Genomic DNA, 25,047 nt, shown 5'->3' on the forward strand with positions numbered 1-25,047 from the left:
AGCGCCGTGCGACGCGAACCTTGTGACAACCGCGCAACTATTTGATTTGTTTGGTGTGCGGTGCCGACACGCCCGTTTGGCCAGGGATAAAGAATCCGCTTCGACAGCCGTTATGCGAACTATGGCGCTGCCTGGCAAGCGCTCCTATCTCTCGCGCTCAACGAACCGTCGAATCCAATAATGAACCGTCTGACATTGAAACAGAAGTTATGGGTGCCCCTGCTGCTTTGCTGGGCGGCGCTGCTGATCGTCACCGTAGTGAACGCGTTCGAAGCACGTAGCGCACAGATGGACGCACGGCGTTCGGCGCTGGCCGATGTAACCGACATGGCGGCGTCGATCGTCGCCGATTACGCGAAGCAGGCGGACGCCGGCAAGCTTTCCGTCGACGAAGCGAAACAGCAAGCCATTGCCCGCGTCAATGCGCAGCGCTATGGCACCTCGGGCTACGTGACGATTGTGCGCAGCGACTCGGTGATGGTCGCGCACCCGATGAGCCCGCAGCTCAACGGCAAGGACATGAGCGGTTTTCGCGACGCCAAGGGCAATGCGCTGTATCACGACATTGCCGCCGCGGGCGGCTCGGCCACCGGCGCCGGCTATCTGCGTTACTGGTGGCCGAAGCCCGGCGACACGAAGCCGAGCGAGAAACTCGGCTACGTGAAGCGCTTCGCGCCGTGGAACTGGGATTTCATCGCCGGCGCCTACATGGACGACATTCAGGCGGAGTTCTACGCGACGCTGCTGCGCTCGGGCGGCATGTTGCTGGTGCTGGGCGTAGTCGTGTCCTTTGTCGCCTCGCGCGTCGTGCGCAATGTATCGCGTTCGATCGGCGGCGAACCGTCCGCCGCGGCGGAAATCGCCACGCGCATCGCCCGCGGCGATCTCGCCACGCGTATCGATTTGCGCCGCGACGACACCACCAGCTTGCTGTTCTCGTTGCGCGAAATGCGCGATCAGCTTGCGGCCACCGTCGCACGCATCAAGAATTCGGCCGAAACGATCACGGTCGCCTCGAAGGAAATCGCCGCGGGCAATCTGGACCTGTCGAGCCGTACCGAAGAACAGGCGGCATCGTTGCAACAAACCGCCGCCAGCATGGACGAGCTCACCAAGACCGTCACGCAGAACGCGGGCAACGCAGCAACGGCGTCCGAACTGGCGAAGGACGCATCGAGCATCGCCGCGCGCGGCGGCGAAGTCGTCAACGACGTCGTTCAGAAAATGGCCGGCATCACGGACAGTTCACGCAAGATCGGCGAGATCATCAGCGTGATCGAAGGCATTGCGTTCCAGACGAATATTCTCGCGCTCAACGCAGCCGTGGAAGCAGCACGTGCGGGTGAGGAAGGCCGCGGCTTTGCGGTCGTCGCCGGTGAAGTCCGCAATCTGGCGCAGCGCAGCGCGACAGCCGCGAAAGAAATCAAGGTGTTGATCGACCAGTCAGTCGAGCAGGTCGGCGAGGGTTCGACGTTAGCCGGGAAGGCCGGCAGTACGATTGGCGAGGTGGTGGAGGCGGTGGGCCGCGTCACGGCGATCATGAATGAAATCGCGGCGGCGTCGAATGAACAGAGTTCCGGTATCGGCGAAGTGAACCTCGCGATTCGCCAGATGGACGACGTCACGCAGCGCAACGCCGCGCTCGTCGAGCAGGCCGCAGCCGCGGCAGGTTCGCTCGATGAGCAGACCGAGCAGTTGCGCGAGGCTGTCGCGGTGTTCAAAGTCGGCCAGCCTGCCTGATCTGGCTGTTGCGCTCAAACGGAGCGCGCATAAAAAAAGGTGCCGCGAACGGCACCTTTTTGTACAACAAGCAGCTTCTGCTGAAGCTTAGAAGCGGTGACGCAGACCGACCGTAGCAGCCGTCTGGTTCTTCGACGACGACGGAGCTTGCGTGATGTCGCCGCTGTAGATCGAAGCAACACCGCCGTCGCCCATTGCGTGCTGGTACACGGCTTGAGCGTAGACGTCCGTACGACGCGACAGAGCGTAGTCAGCCTGCAGGCCGATCTGGTGGTAACGAACCGACGTCGAGCCACCGTTTGCGGCAGTGCCATAGCCCTTGCCGTCGGTGAACGTGTACGCCACGCCCAGGCCGAGAGCCGGGGTCAGGTTGTACTTGCCGTTGACTTCGTAGTTGTTAGCGCGCAGCGATTGCTGAACGCCTGCAACGTTGTCGATACGCGATTGCGTCCATGCCAGACCGACAGTTGCCGGACCGAACGCGTACGAACCTGCTGCACCGAATTCACGCTGACGGAAGTTGCCCGTTGCGCCCAGGAAGCCGCCGTCGGTCGCGCCGCCGTTGCTAGCCGTGCCAGCAGCGTTCGTTGCGCCCGGGTTGTTCTGCTGTGCGTAAGCAGCGCCCAAACGCAGACCTTGCCACTGGTAAGCAGCACCGAGGCTGTATTCGCGGTTGTTTGCGAATGCGCCAGCCTGGTTCGAGAAGCCGTACGTGCCGCCGAACGTGAAGCCAGCGTAGTTAGCGCTCGAGTACTTGACCGAGTTGTTAACTGCGAAGCCGCCGTTCGTGTTCAGGTTGTCGTTGTTGAAGGGGTGAGCGAAGTACGTGCCGCCCCAGCTGCCCGTTGCGGTCAGCGGTGCCAGGAAGTCTTGCGCTGCGTCGTATTGACGGCCCAGCGTGACGGAACCGAATTGCGCGCTCGACAGACCGACGAATGCCTGACGGTTGAACATGCCGTTGTTGTTAGCGAAACGGCCGTTGTTGACGTTAAAGCCGCTTTCCAACGTGAAGATTGCCTTCAGGCCGCCACCCAGGTCTTCCGAACCGCGCAGACCGAAACGGCTCTGCTCGATGCCGCCGCTGCCGGCTGCCCACTTCGAGTTGTGAGCAACGTTGCTCGTGTAGGTCACGCCAGCGTCCAGCAGACCGTACAGGGTGACGCTGCTTTGTGCGTGAGCGACGGAAGCGAACGATGCGGCAACCGCAACGACGATAAGACTCTTTTTCATGCGTGGGACTCCTGTTCGATAAATTTTCGCGGGGGAGCGGGACCAGCCTCGGTAGTACGCGAACGCGCCACCGCCCTTGTCGCCGAACCGTTCTGGCCCGGCTGGGGCACCCCTAAACGAAGCGTGAGTGTAGGGGGCTGCCCGGACAACGAGCGCCCGCAATTCGCACAACACGGTCTTGCCGATTTGGCAATAATCGATTGTCCTTAGGTGCTAAGTCTTTGTTTTTGGGAAACTTATCGCAACGAGGACGGGGCCATCCATCTGCTCCGGACATAAATTATTTGCAACTTTTCAATAACTAAAGTTGTGCGAATGCAACAGCCTGTAATACGGCCGAAGTAATGCGCGGCGTAGAAAGCCATACATTCAGAACGTATCGTCGATCATTAATTGAGCAATGTGAGCGCCACTGCGGGCGCGGGATCTGTCATTTGAAGGACTTGGGAACTTAATCGATCGGATATAGTCGCGGTTAATCCGCGCTTATTCGCGATAATCGGTTAGCGCCGCATTCAGCGGCTTTAATCAAAGTGATTATTAGCGTGAACTGCCGGCGACGTGAGGAACCGGAGAATGTGGGCCGCAGCCGCTTGCGGCCGAGCCAATGAAAAACCGCCCTTCAGGCGGCCGTGGCGAAGTGCGGCACAAATGCCGCATAAATGCGTATCGATGGCTAGTAAGTGAAGCCTTCAGCACGGGCGTGCCCGGATGTGAATTGCGACGCCGACCGCCGCGTGACCAACCCTGTGCTGAAAGCGGACGGCAATGCATCGAACAGCCTTCCATCTACATTAACGGCACGACCGTGCGCCTTTTCACACGTAGATTCCCTAATTCCACCAGCGCTGTTGCCATGCTTGATGCCGGCTGGCGAGACTGTGTCAGCGAGCCTTGTCGTCGGGAGCGATGCCTGGAGTCAGCGGGTCCGTGTCCGGCGGCGTGCCAGGCAGGGGACGCGGCTGCTCTTCTGGCGCGTCGAGCGGCTGATTCGAAGGGTCGGCTACGGGATCGACGGTCGGATCGGTTTGCATGACAGGCTCCTGTGGACGGGAAGGACTCCCGCCTACAGCATCGCAACCGTTATTCCCGCAAACGGCGCGCGCAGCGGGTGCTGCCGCACTCGTGCTCGACGATGTAGAAACCACTCACACGACAAGTGAAATTTTCACGACCTGTCAGTGCGACGCCCTACATACATCAATGACGGTCCGGACCGCGTTGCGAGGAATCGCCGCCGACGCCGGTGAGAAACGGCTCCAGCCCGAACAGCCACGCGAAGCAGAACGTCACCTGCGCAAGCAGGCCAATCTGGCGGTGGGCCGCCCGTTCGCTCACGCCCGCAAGCGGACTCGCGAGCAGCGGTTGCGCCTGGGGAAACTCAGTAGCAGTCTGGTCAGGTTGCATGGTTGTTCTCGTTATCGAAACTGTATGGACAGAAAGGCATCGAGCGCCCAGCAAACGCTGTGCCCACGGCCGCGTTGCGTTTTGCGCGGCTGTAGCGACCGCCGGCGATGGTCAGTGTTTACCCGTCAACCTGCTTTTCGAGCTTGCGCCTGCCATCGAGTCGACACAAAATGTAAGCGCTATCATCATTCTCTGTGCATGTTGCGCTCGTGCCTGCCCCCAGAATTGCCGGAGTTTCGGGCGTCAATGTAAGCGCTAACACCGAGAATTATCGTTTTGCACCTGGAACACACCGCAGCGAGCAAGCGCCGATCGCCAACAAAGAGGACATGACCTCAAAGCCAGCGTCCGCTTGAATCGCCGCGCAACTCACGGTCGCCCGACATCGCATCGGTGCGCCCCGCCTGAATCGCAACATGAAACGGAGACAACGATCATGAGCGCAACGTCGAGCCACGAGCAGCCCCCGCCAAAAATCCGCCGCGCCCAGGTCGTGGCGCTCACGCTGCTGATGGTGAGCGGCATCGTCAACTATCTTGACCGCGGAACGCTCGCCGTCGCCAATCCGTTGATCCGTCACGACATGGGCCTGACGCTCGGGCAAATGGGACTGCTGCTGTCCGCATTCTCGTGGAGCTATGCGCTCTTCCAGTTGCCGGTCGGCGGCCTTGTCGACCGGATAGGACCGCGCAAACTTCTCGGCATGGGGCTGATCGTGTGGTCGCTCGCGCAGGCCGCGGGCGGCTTCGTCTCGACGTTCGGCTGGTTCGTGCTTGCGCGGATCCTGCTCGGCATCGGCGAAGCGCCGCAATTTCCGTCGGCAGCCCGCGTGGTCAGCAACTGGTTTCCGTTGCGCGAACGCGGCAAGCCGACCGGCATCTTCAATTCGGCGTCACCGCTCGGAACCGCGCTCGCGCCGCTCTGCCTGTCGGTGCTCGTCGTGAACTTCCACTGGCGATGGGCATTCATCGCGACCGGCGCGGCCGGTCTGATCGTTGCAGCCGTATGGTTTGCGGTTTATCGCGACCCGGTCAAGGCGACCATGAGCGAGGCAGAGCGCCGCTATCTGGAAGGCGACGAAACGGACCGTAAGCCGGCACGGGCCGTCACGTTCGCCGAATGGCGCTCGCTGTTCTCGCACGGCACCACGTGGGGCATGCTGATCGGCTTTTTCGGCTCCGTTTATCTGAACTGGGTCTATCTGACATGGCTGCCAGGCTACCTGACCATGGAGCGTCACATGAGCCTGATGCACACCGGCGTCGCCGCGTCGGTGCCGTTTTTCTGCGGTTTCCTCGGCTCGCTCACGGCCGGCTGGTTTTCCGATCTCATCACGAGCCGCAGCGCGAGCCCGGTCGCGAGCCGCCGTAACGCCGTGGTCATCGCAATGCTGGGCATGGTCGCGTTCACGATTCCGGCCGCGCTCGTCGAAAGCAACGTGCTGGCAATCGTGTGTATCTCGGTCGTGATCTTTCTCGCCAACGCCGCATCCGCGAGTTCGTGGGCGCTCGCGACAGCGGCCGCGCCGCCGAACCGCGTCGGCTCGCTCGGCGCGATTCAGAATTTCGGCGGCTTTCTCGGCGGCGCACTCGCGCCGATTTTCACCGGCTATATCGCGCAGACGTGGTCGTTCGTGCCGGCCTTGCTGACAGCCGCGGGAATCGCGTTTATCGGCGCGATGAGTTATCTGCTGCTGGTGCGCAAGCCGATCGCCGACACGCCCGCCACGAACGAGACGATCCAGGCACCGGCATGAACCGTTCGCCTCTCGCCCGTCCAATCAAATTCTTCTGGAGCACAACAGCATGACAATCGCGAAGCCACCCACCGTGTCAATTGAAGGGATTGTTCCCGTGATGCTGACGCCGTTCGACGACTCGGGCGCGATCGACTACGCCGGCCTTGAACGTCTGATCGAATGGTATCTAGCGCAGGGATCGGACGCGCTTTTTGCGGTCGCGCAGTCGAGCGAGATGCAGTTTCTTACGCTCGCCGAGCGCGGCGCTCTTGGACGGTTCGTCGTCGAGAAGGTCGCCGGGCGGATTCCTGTCGTCGTGTCCGGCCACATCAGCGACGATCCGGACGCGCAAGCCGAAGAATTGAACGTTGCGGCAGCGACGGGCGCACAAGCCATTGTGTTAGTCACCAACCGGCTCGACCCCGCCCGCGAGGGCACGCAGGCATTCGCCGCGAATCTGAAGCGGCTGCTCGCGCGTCTTCCGTCAGACCTGCCGCTCGGTCTGTACGAGTGCCCCGCGCCGTATCGTCGGCTTCTTTCGGATGACGAACTAAAACTATGCATCGACACTGGGCGCTTCATCATGTTGAAGGACGTGAGCTGCGATCTCGCGACGGTGAAACGCCGCGTCGCGCTGGCGCAAGGCTCTCCGTTGAAAATCCTCAACGCCAACGCGGCGATTGCGTGGGACGCGATGAAAGCTGGCTCGGCAGGCTTTAACGGCGTGTTCACGAACTTTCATACGGACCTGTACAAATGGCTACGCAATAACGCCGCCCAGGACCCTGCCCTCGCGGATGAACTTGCGACGTTCCTCGTGCTCGCCGCCGTTTCCGAATCGCTCGGCTACCCCGCGCTTGCGAAGATGTACCACCAGCGCATCGGCACGTTCAATTCGATTCGCTGCCGCGTGATCGACTATGACGTCCGCGAACGTTTCTGGGCGCTGGATGCGATACTCGACAAGATCGTGGCCGGCACCGAGCATTTCCGCGCTCGTATCGCAGCACTGGATTCGAGCCGCTAGCGATAGCCCGCTCCTCGGGCGATCGCCGCGGCTACGCTAAGAGTGACGCAACGGTAAGATGTCAGGCTTCCAGCTTCACCTCGCACTCTGAACCCATGTCCGACACGCCCGACACATCAGACACAACCGGCTTCGCCGCAACAGCCCGAACTCAGACAAGCCGCGTACGCCGTGGGACGGGCCGCACGGTGCTGTCGGATGTCGCGAAGCTGGCGGGCGTGTCGACCGCGACCGTATCGCGCGTCTACAACGAGCCGGAGAAAGTGTCGGCTGCGGTGCGCGAGCGCGTCGAACAGGCGGCGCTCACGCTGAACTGGTTTCCCAACGCCGCGGGGCGCGCGCTTGCATCCACGCGCAGCCACATCGCCGGCATCATCATTCCCACACTCGACGATCAGGTGTTCGCCTCGCAGGTAAGCGGCATGCAGGCAGCGTTCGCGGCGCGCGGCATCACGCTCGTTCTCGGCTGCTCGAACTACGACCCCGCGCAAGCGCTCGTGCAGGTGCGCGCGATGCTCGCGCGAGGCGTCGAGGCAATGGCAATCGTGGGTGAAGCGCATCCGCCAGAACTCTTCGACGCGTTGCGGCTCTACCGCGTGCCGTATGCGGTGACGTACGCGTATCGCAAGGAGAGTCCGCACGTCTGCATCGGCTTCGACAATTTCGCGGCGTATGTGCAAATGACCGAACATCTGATTGCCCTCGGTCATCGCTCGTTCGCGGTGTGCATTCAGCCGACACGCGACAACGACCGGGTGCAGGCGCGCGTGGCCGGCATTCGCGCGACGCTCGAACGTCACGGCCTCGCGGTGCGACCCGAACACATGTGCGAGGGGGAATCGACAATCGCATTCGGGCGCCGCAGTCTGCGCTCCATCTGGCAAGCGGCGAGCGAACGCCCGACTGCTCTTATCTGCGGCAACGATCACATCGCGCTTGGCGTGCTGCGCGAAGCGGAAGAACTCGGCATTGCCATACCGCGCGAGCTCTCAGTAACGGGTTTCGACGATCTCGAGATATCCAAAGAGATTCACCCCACGCTCACCACGATGCGCGTGGATACCCGCGAAATCGGACAACTCACCGCGCAATATCTGCTCGACATGCTGGACGGCAAGCGGGCGCAACGCGGTCAAGAAGTGCACGCGCTACTGCAGATCAGAGAGTCGACAGGGCCGGCGTCACGATAAGACAACGTTGCGCGCCGCCGTGTCATATGCGCTCATATGCGCGCCGCAAGCGCTTTGCGCCTTCTTCGATATCGGCAATACCCGGCGCCGCAAACGACAAACGCAACGACGCAGGGTCGATCCTGTCCGCGAAAAATGCCTTGCCCGGCACGAACATGACCTTGTTGTCGATAGCGCGCTGTAAAAGCTCGGAGGCGTCGATTCCTTCAATACGCGCCCAGACGAACATGCCGCCCTCAGGCCGATGAAACTGAAGCGTATTGCCAAACTGCGAGCGCAGTGCTTCGCATAGCGCCTCGCATTTGCGCCCGTACATTTCGGTAATGCGCGGCAGGTGTCGTTCGAGCGCACCGTTGGCCAGATATTCGGCGGCAATGGCTTGCGTCCACGGCGCGCTGCACAGGTCGACGGTCTGCTTTGCAATCACACAACGGCGCGTGATTTCGGCCGGTGCGATTGTCCAACCTACGCGCAGTCCAGGCGCGACGATCTTCGAAAGACTCGCGAAATGCACGACCCAGTCACGTGAGCCCTCCACTTCGGCCGCAAGGGAGATGATCGACGGAACCGCGGCCCCGGAAAAGCGCAGATCGCCGTACGGGTCGTCTTCGACAATAAGAAACTTGTATTGCACCGCAAGCTTGAGCAAGGCGATGCGGCGCTCGCGCGTGATGGTTGCGCCGGTCGGATTGGCAAACGTCGGGACCGTATAAAGCAGCTTCGGGCGCGCGACCGTACCCGACGCCAGAAGCGCCGCGAGATGGTCGACGTCAAGGCCGTGCGCATCCACCGGCACGGTAACGATTCTCGCCTGCTGAAGCTTGAGTGCCTGAAGCGTTGCCGGATACGCAGGCTGTTCAGTGAACACGACTTCGCCCGGACTCACCAGCACGCGAAGCAGCAGGTCGAGCCCCTGCTGGGAGCCCGTCGTCACCAGCATTTCGTTCAACGCGCACGGCACGCCACGACGCGCCATCAGCTCTATGAGCTCGTGCTTCAGACGCGGCAAACCGTCGGTCGGCCCGTACTGCAGACAGGAGTTCGGATCCTGATATGCGCGAGCTTCGGCCTCCTGCAAACCGTCGACATCGAACAGATCACTAGCGGGATAGCCGCCCGCGAACGAAATCATGCCTGGCTCACCCAGATACTTGAACAGTTCGCGAATCGGAGAGCCTGAAGGATTCTGGAAAGGGGCGGTGAATTCGTACATGTTTTCGGCGGTTGAGCTCAGGTCGTCAAGCATTATTCGTGGTCGCCTACACCACGTTTTTTTCCACGATGGGACGGTTTTCGAGCAGACGGTCCCAGTTCAGCGAAGAGAGATCGAGCGACACGTAGCGTCCATTCAGAATCAGCTCGCTTACGCCGCGGCCCGTTGCGGGGCCTTGCTGAAGACCATGTCCGCTGTACCCGTTCGCGAACACGCAGTTTTCGATTTGCGGGTGATAGCCGATGATCGCGTTGTGGTCGAATACGTTGTACTCGTAATAGCCTGACCAGCAGTTCGCGACACGCAGCGCTTCGAACTCGGGCACACGATGCGCAAGCGTCGGCCAGATGACGTCGTCGAAAAGGCGGTGATCTACCTCGTCGAGCGGCAGATCGTCAGGATCGTTATCCGCGCCCGGCGATGTGCCGCAAATGTAGGTCTTCCCTTCCGGCCGGAAATAGACGCCGGTCGGATCGATCAGCAACGGACAATTCGCGAGGTGAGCTGGAGACGACACATTGAAAATGCTGCGACGGCGAGCAAAGACCGGAATGTCGATATCCATCATTCCGGCGATCTTCCGCGCCCATGCGCCCGCCGCGTTCACGACCGTATCGCATGCGAAGCGCTCGCCATTGCTGGCGATGACGTGCGTGATCTTGCGGCCCTCGCGAACCACACCGGTCACATCGGCGGCAATGTAGCGCGCGCCGAGCGACTGCGCTTTCTTGCGAAGCGCCTGCACGAGGCCATAGCCGTCGAACCATCCTTCGCCGCTCTCGCCGAAGGCGCCCGACGTGAGGTCGGCCACGTTCAGCCAGGGGAACCTGGCCTTCAGCGCTTGCTGGTCCATCAGATTGATGTCCGCGCCAAGGCTCTTCTGCAACGCGTGGTTTTCGCGCAGCGTTGCGTCGCCGGCGGCCGTGGCGAGGAACAGGTAACCGCCTTCATGCAAATCGATCGAGGGCTTGTTACGGTCCACATCAAGAAGCTCGCCGATATTGCGCAGAAATTCGATACCGTACAGCGACATCTGAATCGATAACGGCGTGGAGAACTGCTGCCGGATCGAAGCGGCCGATAATGCCGACGACGACTTCGCGTAGCTCGGATCACGTTCGATAACGGAGACGGAAACCGTCGGATCGGAAGCGCGCAAGAAGTAAGCAATAGAACTGCCGATAACGCCGCCACCGACAATAACGACTTGTGAACTCACGACTCGCTCCAGGTTGCACATGACCGGGCCGCCCCGGAAAGGGCCCGACGTCATACAGTGACCGACTTGTCCGGCGGGGCCGCAACGACAGCTCGCGCAAAAAAACGGCCGTGGTTAAACAGCCGTGTACGTGCAGCGCAAAACGCTTAGCCGATGTTGAAATCGATGCCCTGAGCGAGCGGCAGTGCCGACGAATAGTTGACGGTGTTGGTCGCGCGCCGCATATAAGCTTTCCACGAATCGGAGCCCGATTCGCGACCGCCGCCCGTTTCCTTCTCGCCGCCGAACGCGCCGCCAATTTCCGCGCCGCTCGGTCCGATATTCACGTTCGCGATACCGCAGTCGCTGCCCGACGCCGACAGGAATCGCTCCGCTTCACGCAGGTCAGTCGTGAAGACGCACGACGAGAGACCATGAACCGCTGCGTTGTTTCCACCGATCGCGTCGTTGAAGTCGCTGTACTTCAGCACGTAGAGAATCGGGGCGAACGTTTCCTTCAGCACGACCGACGTTTGCGAAGGCATTTCGACGATTGCCGGACGCACATAGAAGCCCTTCTCATGGCCGGCGACCGCATGACGCTCGCCGCCGAACACCTTGCCGCCTTCGCTCTTTGCCTGTTCGAGCGCCGCTTGCATGCGGTTGAACGACTGTTCGTCGATCAGCGGTCCCATCAGCACGCCCTGCTCCAGCGGATTGCCGATCACGACTTTGCTGTATAGCGCCTTCAAACGTTCGACAGCTTTGTCGTACACGCTTTCGTGAACGAACAGGCGGCGCAGCGACGTGCAGCGCTGACCGGCCGTGCCGACTGCAGAAAAAACGATGCCGCGCAGCGCCAGTTCCATATCGGCGCTGCCGGAGACGATGCCCGCGTTATTGCCGCCGAGTTCGAGAATCGAGCGGCCAAAGCGGCGCGCCACTTCGACGCCGACCGCGCGGCCCATTTCCGTGCTCCCCGTCGCGCTGACGATGTTGGAACGCGGGTCGGCAACCAGCTTGGCGCCGACATCGCGGCCACCGTTCACGACGCTCGTCAGGCCTTCGGGAGCGTCGCCGAATTCCTTCAACGCGTCCTGCAGAATCTTGTCGACTGCCAGCGCGGTGAGCGGTGTCTTTTCCGACGGTTTCCAGACGACCGCATTGCCGCAAACCAGCGCGAGCGCGGCATTCCACGACCACACGGCTGCGGGAAAGTTGAACGCGGAAATGATCGTGCACACGCCGAGCGGATGCCACGTTTCAGCCATGCGATGACCTGGGCGCTCTGACGCGATCGTCAAGCCGTAAAGCTGACGCGACAGCCCAACCGCAAAGTCGCAGATGTCGATCATTTCCTGCACTTCGCCGAGGCCTTCCTGAAGGATCTTGCCGGTCTCGAGCGTGATGATGCTGCCGAGCGCGTGCTTCTGCTCGCGTAGCTTGTTACCCAGCAGGCGCACCAGTTCTCCACGGCGCGGCGCCGGCACGTTGCGCCAGCTTGCGTAAGCCTTCTGGGCGCTGGCCAGTGTGGCGTCGACCTCGGCGACCGTCCGGCTCGCGACGCGGCCGATCAGTTCGCCGTTGATCGGCGAATGGACGGCAATGTCGCCCGCTTCCGCGAGATGGGAAATGCCGAGTTCCGAGAGAATGGCGGATGCTTTCACGATTGAGACCTCTTTGAATTTCCAATACGAAATTTTGGTACGTTCGGAAACTATACACGCGCGGGTTTTTGCCGGCAACATCAACCGCTTCCGCTGCCGCCGCGCGCTCGCAAGTGTTATTTCTGATAGGAAATGCGACTTGCGTTCGGATCGGCGTTAGTTACCAGCATGAGACCCTCACTTGGAACACCGGCCGGCGCTCCGCCTACTGTGCCGCGTTCGCGGTCATTTTGAAAATGCCTTGCGCATTACCGGCGTCGAAACGCAGGTCCGTGACCCAGCTACGCGATGCCTGATCGAAAGTGCGCTTGCGAGTGATGAATTCGTAGAAGGAGCCAGGCACCGTGCGCGTGACCAGCCGGTCGCCAGTGGACCTGAATTGACGCTCGACCGTATCCGCGCGATAGGCGGTCTGGAAGACGCGGCCTGAGCGTGAGCGCTCGACCTCGGGCTTCATGGGCCGGCCCTTGCCTTTCTCTTCGTCCGACAGCGTGAACACGTCTTCCACGCGATCCGTCGCGTGGTTGAAGGCGTTGCCTTCGGTAGCGATCCACGCCATTTCAGCTGATTCGCGCAACAGGACTTCGTAGTCCGCCTCGCTCGGCAGATCGTGCTGGCGAGCGAACGCGCCGACAATGACGGGCAGCAACTTGTGAGCTGCGTCGATAGCAATCGAGCCTTCGCGTTCCAGCTCCCAGAGTTGCGAAACGGCGAGCGGTGTCAACGGATCTTTCGACGAATGGACCACGTTAGTGACTGCCTGCTGGAACTCGGTGGTGAAGCGTTCGGGATGCAACTCGCTCACGAAGAACTGCGCGATTTCATCGGGCGCGTCCTCATGCGCGTACGCACGCCCGGTCATGCCCAGTTTGTCGAGCGGATAGCGGCCGTTCAGCCTGAAGCCAAGCGGACGCAAGATGCGAGTGAATGCCGCCTCGCCAGGAGGGAGCGCCCCGTTGCTCTCCCACCTCACGGTGCGCAACGCGCCGTGATCGAAGTACACAGAGCCGCCGTTCGCGATTGTCTCGGTCGTGTAGGCGCGCCCGTTCGGCGAACGCTCCAGCAGATCTTCGAATAAGGCCATGTTCATCGCCTGCGCGAGTTCGGCGCGCGTCACCGTGCCGTCTTCCCAATCTGCGAGCGCGCTCGGAAATCTGAGGGTTGTAAAGAGCGACTCCGTTTTGGCCGGGCCAAGCAGTTTCAGTAACAGGCGTTCAACGTTCGAATTGCGCATCTGCGTTTCTCTCGGGGGCGCGCCGCCGCAGCGGGAAGGTGTTCATCGACGGCATACCGGAATTGGTAGCCAAAAGGTAGGCAAAGGGATAGCCAAGCTTACGTGATTCTCATTATTCAAAGTGTTGCACGCGGCGTAAAGCGAGATTAAATTGCCAGTTGATGACTTTTTGGAATTAACATGCGCAAGTTCAAGGTTCCCGGCACGAGCGCGTTGCTGGCCTTCGAGGCCGCGGCGCGGTACGAAAGCTTCACTCATGCTGCGAAAGAGTTGTCGCTGACGGAGAGCGCAGTTTCGCGGCAAATCTTGACGCTCGAATCGAATCTTGGCGTGCGCCTTTTCGTTCGCTCGAAGCAGCGCGTGATGCTGACTCGCGCCGGCCGTCTGTATGGCACGCAAGTGCGCCGCGCGCTGGAGAATCTGGATCGCGACACGCTGTCGATCATCGCGCATGGCAGCGGAGGTGGTTACCTGGAACTCGCGGTGCTTCCCACGTTTGCGTCGCAATGGCTGATTCCGCGAATGAAGGACTTCAACGACCGCAACCCGGACGTTCGAATCAACATGGGTGTTCGCACCGACCCGTTTCCCTTCGAAGAGTCGCATTTCGAGGCCGCCATTCACTATGGCAAGCCAACCTGGCCGGGTACGTCGTCGGACTATCTTTTCGGCGAGGAAGTCGTGCCGGTCTGCGCGCCGTCACTGCTTGCAAAGCCCATCAAGAGAGCGCACGAATTGCTGAACTACCCGCTTCTCCATTCGACGACGCGCCCCGACGCCTGGTCCCGCTGGTTCGCCAATCTCGGCGTCGAAGATAACGCCACGATGCAAGGCGTCCGGTACGAACTGCACTCCATGCTGATCAGCGCCGCCGCCGCAGGACTCGGCGTGGCCCTTGTTCCAAAATTTTTCGTCGACGAACAGCTGTCGCAATTCGGCCTCGTTATTCCGCTCGCGGCCACCACGGTCGAGGAATCTGCGTACTACCTGGTCTATCCGACGGAGCTAAGTCACGGGAAGCCTCTTGAACTCTTCAGAACCTGGTTGATTGAGGAAGCAGGCGCCTATAACGCGGCAAGGCGCTGACGCGGCGCATCACGGGCGCCCACGGCATGGCGCTTGCGCAAACCCGAAGTGCCGGGCCATGCGCGCGGCACCAGGCGACCTCTTCCCTCTCTGCAGGAGACACCATGAAACTTCTCACGACACAAGACGGCCTGCCGCGGCTGTCATGGGGCCCGATTTTCGCGGGCGTTATTCTCTCGATGATCGTCTATCTGGTCATGAGCGTGCTGGGCACGGCTATCGGCGCGTCGCTGCTCGCGCCGATGTCCAAACCCGACCCGTTGCAAGGCTTCGGCTTCGGCTCCGGCGTGTGGGTGATCGTAACGACGGTCCTCGCGGTCTTCGTCGGTTCGTACTACGCAGGACGGTGCGCGCCCGTGCTCGGATGGCTGCATGGCCTGCTAGCATGGGCCGTCATGACGCTGTTCATCCTCTACGGCATGACTTCGCTCATCACGGGAGCGGTCAGCACTGCAGGAAGCGTGGCGGCGACGGGTGCGCAAGTCGGCGCGCAAGTGGGCGCGACTGCCGCCAATCAGGGAGGCGGAGCCAATTCCATCGTCGACACTGCCAAGCAGCAGATGCAGTCGGCCGTGGCGTCGGCCGCGTCGATGGCGTCCAGCCCCGAAGCCGGACAACGGGCCCGAGAAACCGCTGATACGGCCGCGCGCGGCGTCGCTCGCGCAAGCTGGTTCTCTTTCGCGGCGCTGATCGTCGGCGCGATTATCGCGATCGTCTCGGGCAGTGCGGGTTTCCGCCATCAGCCGCCGATCGAAGAAAGCGGCGGCTCGGCCGTTGGCCGCAATGCAATGCCGGGCAGCAATCGCGTCGTTTCGCCGCGAAGCAGAGCCTGAACGGCAACTGAAAGAGACGGCATGCGGCCCGCCTCGGGTTGCATGCCGTCGCATGTCATCGTGCATCGTCGAGTGCGGAGATATGTTAAGCGGGACTGTCTACGGATCGCGTAAATCATAAAGGCCGTTGCCACGAATATTTAACATTCGCTGTTGCAAGGAAAAAGACGTTGGCTTCCCGTTGCGCCTAATGCTGCGTGCATTCTCTCCGAAAAAATTGCCGACCGCTTTAGCCGCTCGTCAATAATTGACCCCATTGGTTATTTGCCGCATTTGGACTAATGTCTAATAACTCTTGGTTAGACAACAAGAACGAACGTTGCGAGGTGGGGGCATGGTCACTTTAATAGACCTTGAAATCGCGCATCTTGCGCGAGTAATGAGCGCGTCAATGACTGGAGATCTCGCGGGGCCGATCCTACCGGCTGCCTACTGGCGCCTGCGGCTTCATCGACTACTCGATTCGCAACACCTTACGAACGCGCAATTGCGCTCACTCGACCTCCTTCTGCTGCGACTGGACGAACTCGAAGCGCAAGCTTCGAATAGCACCGCAGCCGGGATTGCGATCAGCATGAGCTAGTCGATGCAATGCTGCGATAAGCTCGCCACCGAGAATTCGAACGCATTTTGCCGATGCATGGCATAGCTTTGGATCGCGAATTTGCATAAAAGCGTAAGAGGAACTGCGGCTGTTTGCTACGCGAATGCGCGCAGAACATTGCTAGTTGCGCGTGCAACGGTTGGCAAGATTTCGTGTGCGCGCAGGTGACCGGGGTCCGCTAACATACAAACCTGACAGATTTAGATTGGGCTGTCCGGTTTGGTACCCTGCACCTTCACGCTGCTAATTCCAGGAGATAGTTAATGAGTAAATCCCGCATATTTCTCGCGTCGATGATGAGCGCGGGTATGCTGGCATCGTCGCTCGTTCTCGCGCAACCGCCGCACGACAACCCCGGCAACGGCGGCGACCACGGTCACGGAGAAAGTCACGGTCACGGGCCCAACCATGGTCATGAATCGAATGGTCATGGCCACAAGCAGATGCCACCCGGACACAGCCCAGACGGTCCAGGCAACTCCGCGAACGCGCCCGGACATTGGCGCAAGGGCGATCGCCTGCCTCCCGAATACCGCGACCGTCAGTATGTAATCGACGACTGGCGCGCGTACCGGCTGGCTCCGCCGCCGCGTGGGTATTCGTGGGTCGGCATTGGCGGCGACTATCTGATGGTGCAGATTTCAACGGGAATCGTCCTGCGCGTCGGGCCGTAAGCACCGATTGGCCGGCCGTCGCATCGGCCGGTCATAAAGCATTAGATTGCCACGCTCCCCGTTGTCGGCGGACCGTGGCAATTTCCCCATCGAAACCTGCGCAACAAAAGCTGCAATCAACTGGCTCTTCAACCACCCCGCCTCACATCGCAGGCCCGGCAGCGGCCACATGCACCCCTGCACACGTTGCACACCCTACACACGATTGACACCACGCGCGCCGGAGCTAAAGAACCGTTGACGCGGCGCCGTTATATCAACCACGTATCGTGAGCCGGCGTGACGCGCTTGCGCCGCTGCAGCCACCCTTCTTTCTGTGCTTTTTGCCATACGCGATGAAATGCGCATAGATACTTGCGCCAGGATTATTTTCGAAAGACAACATCGACAACCAACCTTCATACTCTGTCACATCTTAGGCGGACTACTCCGACAGCGGAATCGGAAGTTCGTCAGACAGGGAATCGATGCATGACCGCCGTCCTTGCGACGGCCATTTCCGCGTAGCGCCGCACGCGGATCATGTGGAGCTTACTTTGTAATGAGTTATACCCCAGTCGTTCCGTTCGCCAACGACAAGGCCGAGTCAGGCTCTTTCGTAGGCGGCGCACCAGCGTTTCGCCAACTGGTCCGCATGATCGATCGGGTTGCTCCCACCGATCATCCGCTGCTTATTTTCGGGCCGACCGGTTCGGGCAAAGAACTCGTTGCGCGCCGTGTTCATGCGCACAGCTTGCGTCAGGATCAACCCTTCGTCGACGTCAATTGCGGCGCGATTCCCGAACACCTCGTTGAAGCTGAACTGTTCGGGCACGTCAAGGGCGCGTTCACCGGCGCGGGCGAAAACCGCCAGGGGCTTTTCCAGCAAGTTGGCAAGGGCACGCTTCTGCTCGATGAAATCGGCGAATTGCCGCTCGCGCTGCAGCCGAAACTACTGCGCGTACTTGAAACGCGCACATTCCGTCCGCTGGGATCGTCGACCAGTTTGCAGTTTGCCGGACGCGTGGTTGCCGCGACGCATCGCGACCTGCGCGAGCTCGCGCGCGCGGGGCTGTTCCGCGAGGATCTGTTCTATCGCCTCGCGGTCTTCGTACTCGCAGTGCCGGGACTCGAGCAGCGCGTCGAGGATATCCCCGCGCTCGTCAATCACTTCGCGTCACAACACACGCGCCGGCTGGAGTTTGCGCCGGCCGCGCTGCGGCGTCTTGCGCAGCACCCGTGGCCTGGCCATATCCGGCAATTGCGCAACCTGGTCAGCCAGTTGAGCGTGCTCGCAGAAAGCACGGTGATCGACGTGGATACGCTCGAGCCGTTTCTCGCGAACGAGACCAGCGGGCCGGTGTCGCGCGCGAGTCTCGCGGATATGCTGATGCAGCTCGAAGGCCGCGACAAGCTCAACGCCGCCGAAGATTTGCTGATCGACCGAGCACTCGAACGGACGAGCGGCAACAAGAGTGCGGCCGCCGCGATGCTCGGCGTGGGTCGCAAGACGATCGAACGGCGTCTGAAGTCGCGAGAGGAGCATCACCGTGAAGCGCGCAAGTGCCTGGAACATGCGAGCGCGCTGATCGAAGAATCGAAATTTGCCGAAGCAATTCCGCCGCTGCGCCGTTGTCTCGACGTGCTGCAAACGCCGAACGAACAGGATGCCGTGCGCCGCCTTCAGTTCGACGCCTACCGCCTTCTGGGCATGAGCTTGCGCAGCGTGCACGGCTGGCTGTACGCGGAAGCCACGGCCTGTTACGCCGCGGCGCTGGCGGTCGGTGAAGGCGTGTGCTCCCCCGCTGAAATCGCCGCAATCCAGTTCGGCATCTGGACCACGCAGTTAACCACGCTGCAACTCAAGCAGGCACGCGCCACCGCGCAGAACATGCTGGAGCGCGCGCAGAACGCCGGCGATCGCGTGTCGCTCGACGAAGCTCACGTCGCCATGACCAACACGCTGTTCTGGCTCGGGGACAGCGAAGAAGCTCTCGCCTGTCTCGCGCGCGGCAATCTGCTAGGCGTTGGGCGCAACGACATCCGCACCGGCTCGCAAGGAATCGACCTCGCAAGTCTCGCATTGACGTTCGAAGGACTCGCCGCCTACCAGATCGGCGCCTTCGGACAGGCACGCCGCGCGATGGAAATGCTGATTTTGCGCACATCCGAACCCGGCGTGCACGCGCTCGCTCACGTCGTCAATTTGCAGGGCGCCGCCTGGCTCGCTGCGCTGTTCGACGACGTGGAACGGCTGGGTCAGCTTGCGAGCGAACTGGAGTCCGTGTCGATCGCGCATGGCTTCGCGTTCTATCGCGGAGTCGGCCAGGTGCTACGCGGCTGTCATCTCAGCGCACTCGGGCAGGCCGACGAAGCGGAAACTGTCATGCTCGACGGCTACGATAACCACGTCGTTTGCAATGGCGGTGCGCTGTTCTATTCATTCAAGACGTGGCAGCACGGGGAATTGCTGCTGCGCGCCGGCCGCGCGAAAACGTGCGAGGCGATCCTGGCTACGGCTATCGACGAAACGCTCGCCCGTCAGGAGCGAGTGTATCTGGGCAAGCTACTGGTCACTCGCGCACGCGCGCAGTGGGCGCTCGGCGACGTGAACGCCGCGGAACTCGGGCTGCGCACGGCGCTGTCGACGGCGCTCGCGTTCGGCTCGGTGCCTGGGCGCGTGGATGCCGCGCACCACCTCGCCGATTTGCTGCGCTCGACTGGCCGAGTAGCCGAAGCCGTCGAGACGCTCGAGCGCGGCCTGCGTTCGTTGCCGACGGATGCAACGCCTCGTGTAGCGGGCGCCGCGAATCTGCTCGCCGAACTCCAGCAACATGCTTCGTTCCACAACTACACCAAAGGGATCGTAAATGGCATATGAGCTACGCCGGGAAGATTTTGAACCGCTGCTACTGGGCGCAGCGTTCTTCGGCAGCGGCGGGGGCGGCACCATCGAATCCGCACGGCATCTGGCCGCGCACTTCGTAGCCGGCGACTACTATCCGACCGACACCGTCAAGGTCGTCTCCGTCGATGAAGCTACCGAGGGCGCGGCCGTCATGGTCGCCTATCTCGGCGCGCCCGAAGCGATCAACTCGGCGACCTACCCGCTCGGCCCCGTGACGGCGGTGCAGAACGTTCAGGCTCGGCTCGCCTCGCAATCCACGAAACTCGCCTATGTGATGCCGCCGGAAAGCGGTGCGCTGGGCTTCACGGTGGCAGCACTCGTGGCGGCGAAACTGGGCCTTGCGGTCATCGACGCCGACGGCGCCGGGCGCGCCGTTCCCTCATTGCCGATGCTGACGTTCGCCGCTGCAGAGATCGATCCGCGGCCCGCGTTCCTCGTAAGCCAGGGCGGCCTTTGCGTCGAACTGAACGTGACGCCGCGCGGCGGCAGCGAAGGCGCGCCGACCCATCAGCGGGACGTGTCGGCGATCGTCGAACAGATGATGCGCCCGGTCGTGGCCGATCCGGAGTTCGGACAGTTCGGCGGACTCGCGATGTGGGTGATGACGCCGGCCGATATCGGCCGCGCGACGCCGATTCGCGGCACACTGACACGCGCGCTGAAACTCGGGCGCGCACTGCAGAGCGGAGAGATCGGCAGCGCCCGGCAGATGACCGCTTATCTCGTCGAACGTTGCGGACTCGCGGCGCGCGCCGTTTCTGAGCCGGGTGAACTGGTGTCGGCCGAAGTCGATACGAGCGGCGGCTTCGACGTCGGCAAGATTCGCATCCAGGCTGGGCAGCATACCTATACGGTGATGTATCAGAACGAGTCGCTACTCGCATGGGACAGCACGTGTGCGCAGCCCATCGTGCTCGCGCCCGACAGCGTTGCCTACTTCGTCGGCGGCGAGGGCCAGGCAGTCTTTAGCAATGGCGACCTCGTCAATGGCGACGGTTCGCTGAATCCGGCAGTCGGCAAACGCCCTGTGACGCTGATCGCCTGGCGCGCCGAAACGGAATTGCGCAAACCGGGCCTCATTCTCGACAGCTTCATGCAGTTGCTGAACTCGCTTGGCTACCTCGGCCCTTACGTGCCGCTCGAGTCGCTGCAGTCCGCACGCAAGGGAGATGCATCTTGAACTCGCCCGTTCGCATCTGCGTGCTCGTGCCGGTTGCCACGGCCCAATACAACGACCGCATCATGAAGGCGATTGCGCCTGTCGTGCCGCCCGACGTCGAGGTGGAGATTCGCAACATCACCGAGGGTCATCCTGATATCGAGAACCGTACGAACTGGCTGCAGAACGGCATGCCGGTGGTCGAGCTCGCGCAGTCCATCGCCAACGACGGTTTCGACGGCATCTGGCTGACCGACTTCGACATGTGCGGTGTCGAAGCCGCGCGCGAAGTGATCGACATTCCGATCATCGGCGGCTTTCCGGCGTCGGCGTTTACGGCTCTCGCGCTCAGCCAGCGCTTCTCGATCATTACGATCCTGCAAAGCACGCTCGCGATGCAGCGCGGTCATCCGCAAACCTACGGCATAGAAGACACCTTCGCGTCGATTCGTGCGATCGACTGCCCTGTCGCGCAGCTCGAGAACATCGACGTCGTGGTTGTCCGCACCTTCGAAGCCGCGTTGAAGGCGATCAAGGACGACGGCGCGCAGGCGATTCTCCTGGGCTGTACGGGATTCGTGGACGTGGCGAGCCGGGTGTCGACGCTGCTCGGCGAGGCGCTCGGCGCTTATGTGCCCGTGATCGATCCCAATCAGGCGGGGTTCAGCTTCCTCGTGTCGCTGGTGCGTATGCGCGTGCGCCCGAGCAGGCTCACGTACAGCAAGGTCAGCTTGCAGGCGTAAGCAAGTCCGCTCCTGTCCGCCTCATCCCCCGTCCGCTCTCATCTGCTTTCTGCTTTCGTCCGGCCCCGGCAAGCACCGCCGCGCCGGACTTCCCTATGCGCCGTCCGTGGCGCCCGCAATCCTCCGTCACGCCGTCGAGCGTCGCCCCGCTGCGGACGAAATCGCCCTATTACATGCGCCCGCAGGCCTATGTGGACGAAAACGACCAACTTTGACCGCCAATCTGGACGAGATCGGCCAACACCGGCAAACCAGATTCACCGACGTGCCCGAGCCTACGCGATCTCAACATATGGCACGACTATTGCTTACACAGAGGCAGGTGGCCGGAAAGCTGCGACGAATTTTGTCCGAATGACCGGGGAGCCTGAGAGACCAAACAAAGATCGCGCGCTGCAATGTGTTCGACATTCTGTTGCCGCGTTGCTGCGTCCGTTGCGGGACGGCTGACACCGCGGATCGAGTGATCTCGATTCACCAAGGCAAGCAGTCGTTTAGTTAAACGAACTAATACGTGCAACGCCGATCGACGCCAACGGTAGCCAGCCGTTGGTAGCAGACTGAGAGAGGGCTGTGCTGTTGTAGCGGTGACGCGTAGATGGCGACCATGCTTCCGCAGAGAAGCAGCTCGCAATGCGCGGCACTAAAGAGCGGAAAATCTTTGGCTATGCACCGAAGATCCGCCGCGGGATGGGTCCGGCCGTCGTTGCCTTCCCTTCGGGAAAGGGCTGCGACGGCTAACCTTGTTGTAACGAGTCGCGGAAAACAAGCTGCCCGAGCAGCTTTACGCAGCGCCAGATTTCAACGGCGCCGTGACGAGAGAAGACTGGCCATCCACGGGGGTTCAACAATGCACCACCACATCTTCGAAAGCGAGCTTGTTCACCTCGAGCGCGTGATCGCATGGGCGTCCCAAGAGCCTTTTTCACCGACCTATTGGCGCGATCGCGTCGAACATCTGAAGACGAGTCCGCAAGCACCCATGTACCGCAACCGCATCGCCCGTCTGGCGCGCCTCCTCGCGGAACTCAACGGATAGCTGCGGCCTTTGCAAATTGTTTGTTGGTCAGTGCGACGTTGCGCGGGTGTCGGGCGCCTTGCCGGCAACCAGGAGCGCGATTGTCGCCACGCAGAAAACGGCGCCTGCATAAAAGGTAGCCGTAGCCCCGATCTTGTCCCACAGCTCACCGGCAATGACGCTCGAAAGCAGTGTGACGACACCGCCCAGCAGGTTGAAGAAGCCAAACGCAGTGCCGCGTAATTGCGCCGGCGCGGTATGAGAAACCATGGTCGCGAGCAGCCCCTGCGTCATACCCATATGCAAGCCCCACAATGCGACGCCGAGCAGCACGATGCTCCAGTGGCTGCCGTGTGCAAGCACGAGGTCCGACGCGATCAGCACGACGACGCCCGCGATCAGCAGCCGCTTGTGATTCATCGTGTCCGCGAGTTTGCCGAACGGATACGCCGATAGCGAATACACGATATTCATCGTCGCCATAACGAGCGGAACTAGAGCGATGGGTACCCCACTACCCATCGCACGCAAAACGAGGAATGCTTCGCTGAACCGGGCGAGCGCAAACACAGCGCCAATGGCGACGACCCACCAGTAGCGCGGGCCCAACTTCTTCAGATTCTCTAGCCGCACAGGATTGACGCGCTTCGCGCCCGCTTCACGCGCCGGCTCCTGGATGCCGAACATCAACAATGCGACCGCCAGGACACCAGGTATGACGGCAAGCCAGAAGGCGAGCCTGAAGTTATCGGCCCACGCCGACATGATGACCACAGCGAACAACGGGCCCAGCACCGCGCCGATGGTATCGAGCGACTGACGCAAGCCGAATGCGGCGCCTCTGAGATGGACAGGCGTGACGTCGGCAACGAGCGCGTCGCGCGGCGCGCCGCGGATTCCCTTGCCGATTCTGTCGATGACGCGCGCACTCACCACCACGCCGACGGTCGGCGCAATCGCAAAGAGAGGCTTGCTCAACGCGCCCAATGCGTAACCGGCCACCGCGAGCCACTTGCGGTTCCCAAGGTAGTCGCTCAGTGCGCCCGAAAACACCTTCACTATCGGCGCGGTCGCTTCGGCAACGCCTTCTATCAAGCCGATGGTCGCGGCGCTTGCACCGAGGCTCACTGTCAGGAACATCGGTAAAAGGCTATGGACGATCTCCGACGAGATGTCCATGAACAGACTCACACAGCCGAGTACCCAGACGCTTCGTGGAATGCTCGCGAGGACGCTGATCCGGATTCTGGCTTGCATGGACAGGTTACCTTTGCAATGGCAATCGGGACAGCGCACAAAGCCGGCCGGGCCAGCTCACTTACTCCTGGCACTGCACGTCTTTTCTCGGCACGGCGATAAGCACCGGATACGTGCCGTGATCCAGCTCGACGCGCGCGACCACGGTGATCATCGTGCTGTCGATCTGATCGTACACGCTCACCTGTTCACGCTTAAGCGTGGTGATGCCGGTACATGCGGACGCCCGGCCCTCGTCGGAAATGCGGCATTGAATCGGGTTGTCCGCAATGTAGCGATATTTGTCCCGATCGGGCGTCGCTAGATATTCACGGACGCTCTGTTCCGACCCGCCCACGCCGGTCACTTTTCCGATCGCACATTGCAGCGCGCCCGTCTCGCCATTCGCAGCTGTTTGAGCGTTCACGGCAGTACTCGCAACGGCCGCCGCAAGGATCAATGCATAGTGGTATCTCATCGCGCATTCACGTTTGTCGGATCGAAGTGTTGGATTGTAAAGGTACCCGGGACCAGACTGCCGGGAAGCCTGCGGCTGTGCATTCAGCGCGTAGCGATCCGGGAGCTGCCTGGCCACACGATGCTGCGCACGGCCTGAGCAACGCTCGCGATTCGATGGCACACAGGATGCTGCAAACACGATACCTGATCTACCGAAAGCAACGCAGAAGGAGCCGTCCATGACCGAAACACCCGCGCCCCAAAAACCCGATCCGCAACAGTCCGAAATTGGCCGCGGCACGCCGCCTGCGCGCACGCCGGAGTCGCTTCCCGAAACCGACGTCCAGCCGGATCAGCAGCCCGTGCGTGACATCCCGGGCGTCGGTGTTCCCGGTAGTCAGTCACCTGCTCCGTGAACCCGGTGTACATGGTCTATTGGTCGGAAGCGATAGACGACGTAATCGTGCCGCGCGCCGCATCCTTTGCCGCCGGCGCGATGGCAGAGGCGCTGTCATTTACCGAGACGTTGCGGCGCCGTCAGTCGTGCGGCGAGCCTGTGTGTTTCGTCACCCTTTGCTCGGAAAATCCGAACTCGGTGGGTCGGCCGGGCGTCGCCGATCCACCCGCCGACTACGCGTGGAAGAAGCGCCGTCCATAAGCGCCTCGGCATGCGGATTGCACACTCGCAACACGCACGCGATGGT

The 25,047-nt window shown here is 61.6% G+C and carries 23 protein-coding genes; 14 read left to right on the top strand and 9 right to left on the bottom strand.

What is annotated here, in order from left to right; translation table 11 throughout:
- Window positions 1–180: 180 nt before the first annotated feature.
- Window positions 181–1,740, top strand: a complete 1,560-nt coding sequence (locus OH764_RS30590) for a methyl-accepting chemotaxis protein (protein ID WP_498849779.1) — start codon at window positions 181–183, stop codon at window positions 1,738–1,740.
- Between the two features lie 87 nt (window positions 1,741–1,827).
- Here the strand turns inward: OH764_RS30590 and OH764_RS30595 are convergent, their stop codons facing one another.
- From OH764_RS30595 to OH764_RS30605, 3 genes are all read right to left on the bottom strand, one after another.
- A complete protein-coding gene (locus OH764_RS30595) occupies window positions 1,828–2,970 on the bottom strand; it encodes a porin (RefSeq protein ID WP_498849780.1) in 1,143 nt (380 codons plus the stop codon).
- 884 nt (window positions 2,971–3,854) lie between these two features.
- Window positions 3,855–4,004 (bottom strand): hypothetical protein, encoded by a 150-nt coding sequence (locus OH764_RS30600; protein WP_498849781.1) that lies wholly within the window; start codon window positions 4,002–4,004, stop codon window positions 3,855–3,857.
- A gap of 166 nt (window positions 4,005–4,170) precedes the next feature.
- Window positions 4,171–4,377, bottom strand: coding sequence for a hypothetical protein (locus OH764_RS30605; RefSeq protein ID WP_498849782.1), 207 nt, complete (start codon window positions 4,375–4,377; stop codon window positions 4,171–4,173).
- Window positions 4,378–4,813: 436 nt separating this feature from the next.
- Between OH764_RS30605 and OH764_RS30610 the strand changes: the two genes are divergently transcribed.
- The 3 genes from OH764_RS30610 to OH764_RS30620 all read left to right on the top strand — a co-directional run bounded on the left by OH764_RS30610 (window position 4,814) and on the right by OH764_RS30620 (window position 8,332).
- A complete protein-coding gene (locus OH764_RS30610; protein WP_498849783.1) occupies window positions 4,814–6,133 on the top strand; it encodes an MFS transporter in 1,320 nt (439 codons plus the stop codon).
- A 49-nt stretch (window positions 6,134–6,182) separates the two neighbouring features.
- A complete protein-coding gene (locus OH764_RS30615) occupies window positions 6,183–7,142 on the top strand; it encodes a dihydrodipicolinate synthase family protein (RefSeq protein ID WP_498849784.1) in 960 nt (319 codons plus the stop codon).
- A 95-nt stretch (window positions 7,143–7,237) separates the two neighbouring features.
- The gene (locus tag OH764_RS30620) at window positions 7,238–8,332 is read left to right on the top strand and encodes a LacI family DNA-binding transcriptional regulator (protein ID WP_498849785.1); all 1,095 of its coding nucleotides are present in this window, start codon (window positions 7,238–7,240) and stop codon (window positions 8,330–8,332) included.
- Between the two features lie 22 nt (window positions 8,333–8,354).
- On the opposite strand, the gene OH764_RS30625 is transcribed toward OH764_RS30620, so the two are convergent.
- The 4 genes from OH764_RS30625 to OH764_RS30640 all read right to left on the bottom strand — a co-directional run bounded on the left by OH764_RS30625 (window position 8,355) and on the right by OH764_RS30640 (window position 13,644).
- The gene (locus OH764_RS30625) at window positions 8,355–9,545 is read right to left on the bottom strand and encodes an aminotransferase-like domain-containing protein (protein WP_498851334.1); all 1,191 of its coding nucleotides are present in this window, start codon (window positions 9,543–9,545) and stop codon (window positions 8,355–8,357) included.
- Window positions 9,546–9,591: 46 nt separating this feature from the next.
- A complete protein-coding gene (locus OH764_RS30630; RefSeq protein ID WP_498849786.1) occupies window positions 9,592–10,764 on the bottom strand; it encodes an NAD(P)/FAD-dependent oxidoreductase in 1,173 nt (390 codons plus the stop codon).
- A gap of 146 nt (window positions 10,765–10,910) precedes the next feature.
- Window positions 10,911–12,410: an aldehyde dehydrogenase family protein gene (gene amaB, locus OH764_RS30635; protein WP_498849787.1), complete on the bottom strand. Its 1,500-nt coding sequence runs from the start codon at window positions 12,408–12,410 to the stop codon at window positions 10,911–10,913.
- A 205-nt stretch (window positions 12,411–12,615) separates the two neighbouring features.
- Window positions 12,616–13,644, bottom strand: coding sequence for a DUF1338 domain-containing protein (locus OH764_RS30640; RefSeq protein WP_498849788.1), 1,029 nt, complete (start codon window positions 13,642–13,644; stop codon window positions 12,616–12,618).
- A gap of 180 nt (window positions 13,645–13,824) precedes the next feature.
- Here OH764_RS30640 and OH764_RS30645 point away from each other — a divergent pair, with 180 nt between their 5' ends.
- From OH764_RS30645 to OH764_RS30680, 8 genes are all read left to right on the top strand, one after another.
- The gene (locus OH764_RS30645) at window positions 13,825–14,730 is read left to right on the top strand and encodes a LysR family transcriptional regulator (protein WP_498849789.1); all 906 of its coding nucleotides are present in this window, start codon (window positions 13,825–13,827) and stop codon (window positions 14,728–14,730) included.
- 104 nt (window positions 14,731–14,834) lie between these two features.
- Window positions 14,835–15,563 (top strand): YrzE family protein, encoded by a 729-nt coding sequence (locus OH764_RS30650; RefSeq protein WP_498849790.1) that lies wholly within the window; start codon window positions 14,835–14,837, stop codon window positions 15,561–15,563.
- 391 nt (window positions 15,564–15,954) lie between these two features.
- Window positions 15,955–16,146: a hypothetical protein gene (locus OH764_RS30655; RefSeq protein ID WP_481368357.1), complete on the top strand. Its 192-nt coding sequence runs from the start codon at window positions 15,955–15,957 to the stop codon at window positions 16,144–16,146.
- A gap of 284 nt (window positions 16,147–16,430) precedes the next feature.
- Window positions 16,431–16,841 (top strand): RcnB family protein, encoded by a 411-nt coding sequence (locus OH764_RS30660; RefSeq protein WP_498849791.1) that lies wholly within the window; start codon window positions 16,431–16,433, stop codon window positions 16,839–16,841.
- A gap of 541 nt (window positions 16,842–17,382) precedes the next feature.
- On the top strand, window positions 17,383–19,701 hold the full coding sequence (locus OH764_RS30665) for a sigma-54 interaction domain-containing protein (protein WP_498849792.1): 2,319 nt from the start codon (window positions 17,383–17,385) through the stop codon (window positions 19,699–19,701).
- Window positions 19,691–20,908, top strand: a complete 1,218-nt coding sequence (locus tag OH764_RS30670; protein WP_498849793.1) for an S-methyl thiohydantoin desulfurase domain-containing protein — start codon at window positions 19,691–19,693, stop codon at window positions 20,906–20,908. The genes OH764_RS30665 and OH764_RS30670 overlap by 11 nt, the downstream gene beginning before the upstream one ends.
- Window positions 20,905–21,630 (top strand): aspartate/glutamate racemase family protein, encoded by a 726-nt coding sequence (locus OH764_RS30675; protein ID WP_498849794.1) that lies wholly within the window; start codon window positions 20,905–20,907, stop codon window positions 21,628–21,630. Before OH764_RS30670 ends, OH764_RS30675 begins: the two co-directional genes overlap by 4 nt.
- A gap of 850 nt (window positions 21,631–22,480) precedes the next feature.
- The gene (locus OH764_RS30680; RefSeq protein ID WP_498849795.1) at window positions 22,481–22,669 is read left to right on the top strand and encodes a hypothetical protein; all 189 of its coding nucleotides are present in this window, start codon (window positions 22,481–22,483) and stop codon (window positions 22,667–22,669) included.
- 27 nt (window positions 22,670–22,696) lie between these two features.
- Here OH764_RS30680 and OH764_RS30685 read toward each other — a convergent pair whose 3' ends face one another.
- Both OH764_RS30685 and OH764_RS30690 read right to left on the bottom strand, forming a co-directional pair.
- Entirely contained in the window at window positions 22,697–23,905 is a 1,209-nt protein-coding gene (locus tag OH764_RS30685; protein WP_498849796.1) for an MFS transporter, read from the bottom strand.
- A 61-nt stretch (window positions 23,906–23,966) separates the two neighbouring features.
- A complete protein-coding gene (locus tag OH764_RS30690; RefSeq protein ID WP_498849797.1) occupies window positions 23,967–24,362 on the bottom strand; it encodes a hypothetical protein in 396 nt (131 codons plus the stop codon).
- Between the two features lie 220 nt (window positions 24,363–24,582).
- Here OH764_RS30690 and OH764_RS30695 point away from each other — a divergent pair, with 220 nt between their 5' ends.
- Entirely contained in the window at window positions 24,583–24,759 is a 177-nt protein-coding gene (locus OH764_RS30695; protein ID WP_167455782.1) for a hypothetical protein, read from the top strand.
- A gap of 5 nt (window positions 24,760–24,764) precedes the next feature.
- The gene (locus OH764_RS30700; RefSeq protein WP_498849798.1) at window positions 24,765–25,001 is read left to right on the top strand and encodes a hypothetical protein; all 237 of its coding nucleotides are present in this window, start codon (window positions 24,765–24,767) and stop codon (window positions 24,999–25,001) included.
- Window positions 25,002–25,047: the final 46 nt, after the last annotated feature.

It is taken from the genome of Burkholderia sp. M6-3 (assembly GCF_050858985.1).
Classification (GTDB): domain Bacteria; phylum Pseudomonadota; class Gammaproteobacteria; order Burkholderiales; family Burkholderiaceae; genus Paraburkholderia; species Paraburkholderia caledonica.

Coding starts and splice junctions, on each gene's coding strand:
- OH764_RS30590 (WP_498849779.1), top strand. CDS start 181: ATGAACCGTCTGACATTGAAACAGAAGTTATGGGTGCCCCTGCTGCTT.
- OH764_RS30595 (WP_498849780.1), bottom strand. CDS start 2,970: ATGAAAAAGAGTCTTATCGTCGTTGCGGTTGCCGCATCGTTCGCTTCC.
- OH764_RS30600 (WP_498849781.1), bottom strand. CDS start 4,004: ATGCAAACCGATCCGACCGTCGATCCCGTAGCCGACCCTTCGAATCAG.
- OH764_RS30605 (WP_498849782.1), bottom strand. CDS start 4,377: ATGCAACCTGACCAGACTGCTACTGAGTTTCCCCAGGCGCAACCGCTG.
- OH764_RS30610 (WP_498849783.1), top strand. CDS start 4,814: ATGAGCGCAACGTCGAGCCACGAGCAGCCCCCGCCAAAAATCCGCCGC.
- OH764_RS30615 (WP_498849784.1), top strand. CDS start 6,183: ATGACAATCGCGAAGCCACCCACCGTGTCAATTGAAGGGATTGTTCCC.
- OH764_RS30620 (WP_498849785.1), top strand. CDS start 7,238: ATGTCCGACACGCCCGACACATCAGACACAACCGGCTTCGCCGCAACA.
- OH764_RS30625 (WP_498851334.1), bottom strand. CDS start 9,545: ATGTACGAATTCACCGCCCCTTTCCAGAATCCTTCAGGCTCTCCGATT.
- OH764_RS30640 (WP_498849788.1), bottom strand. CDS start 13,644: ATGCGCAATTCGAACGTTGAACGCCTGTTACTGAAACTGCTTGGCCCG.
- OH764_RS30645 (WP_498849789.1), top strand. CDS start 13,825: ATGCGCAAGTTCAAGGTTCCCGGCACGAGCGCGTTGCTGGCCTTCGAG.
- OH764_RS30650 (WP_498849790.1), top strand. CDS start 14,835: ATGAAACTTCTCACGACACAAGACGGCCTGCCGCGGCTGTCATGGGGC.
- OH764_RS30655 (WP_481368357.1), top strand. CDS start 15,955: ATGACTGGAGATCTCGCGGGGCCGATCCTACCGGCTGCCTACTGGCGC.
- OH764_RS30660 (WP_498849791.1), top strand. CDS start 16,431: ATGAGTAAATCCCGCATATTTCTCGCGTCGATGATGAGCGCGGGTATG.
- OH764_RS30665 (WP_498849792.1), top strand. CDS start 17,383: ATGAGTTATACCCCAGTCGTTCCGTTCGCCAACGACAAGGCCGAGTCA.
- OH764_RS30670 (WP_498849793.1), top strand. CDS start 19,691: ATGGCATATGAGCTACGCCGGGAAGATTTTGAACCGCTGCTACTGGGC.
- OH764_RS30680 (WP_498849795.1), top strand. CDS start 22,481: ATGCACCACCACATCTTCGAAAGCGAGCTTGTTCACCTCGAGCGCGTG.
- OH764_RS30685 (WP_498849796.1), bottom strand. CDS start 23,905: ATGCAAGCCAGAATCCGGATCAGCGTCCTCGCGAGCATTCCACGAAGC.
- OH764_RS30690 (WP_498849797.1), bottom strand. CDS start 24,362: ATGAGATACCACTATGCATTGATCCTTGCGGCGGCCGTTGCGAGTACT.
- OH764_RS30695 (WP_167455782.1), top strand. CDS start 24,583: ATGACCGAAACACCCGCGCCCCAAAAACCCGATCCGCAACAGTCCGAA.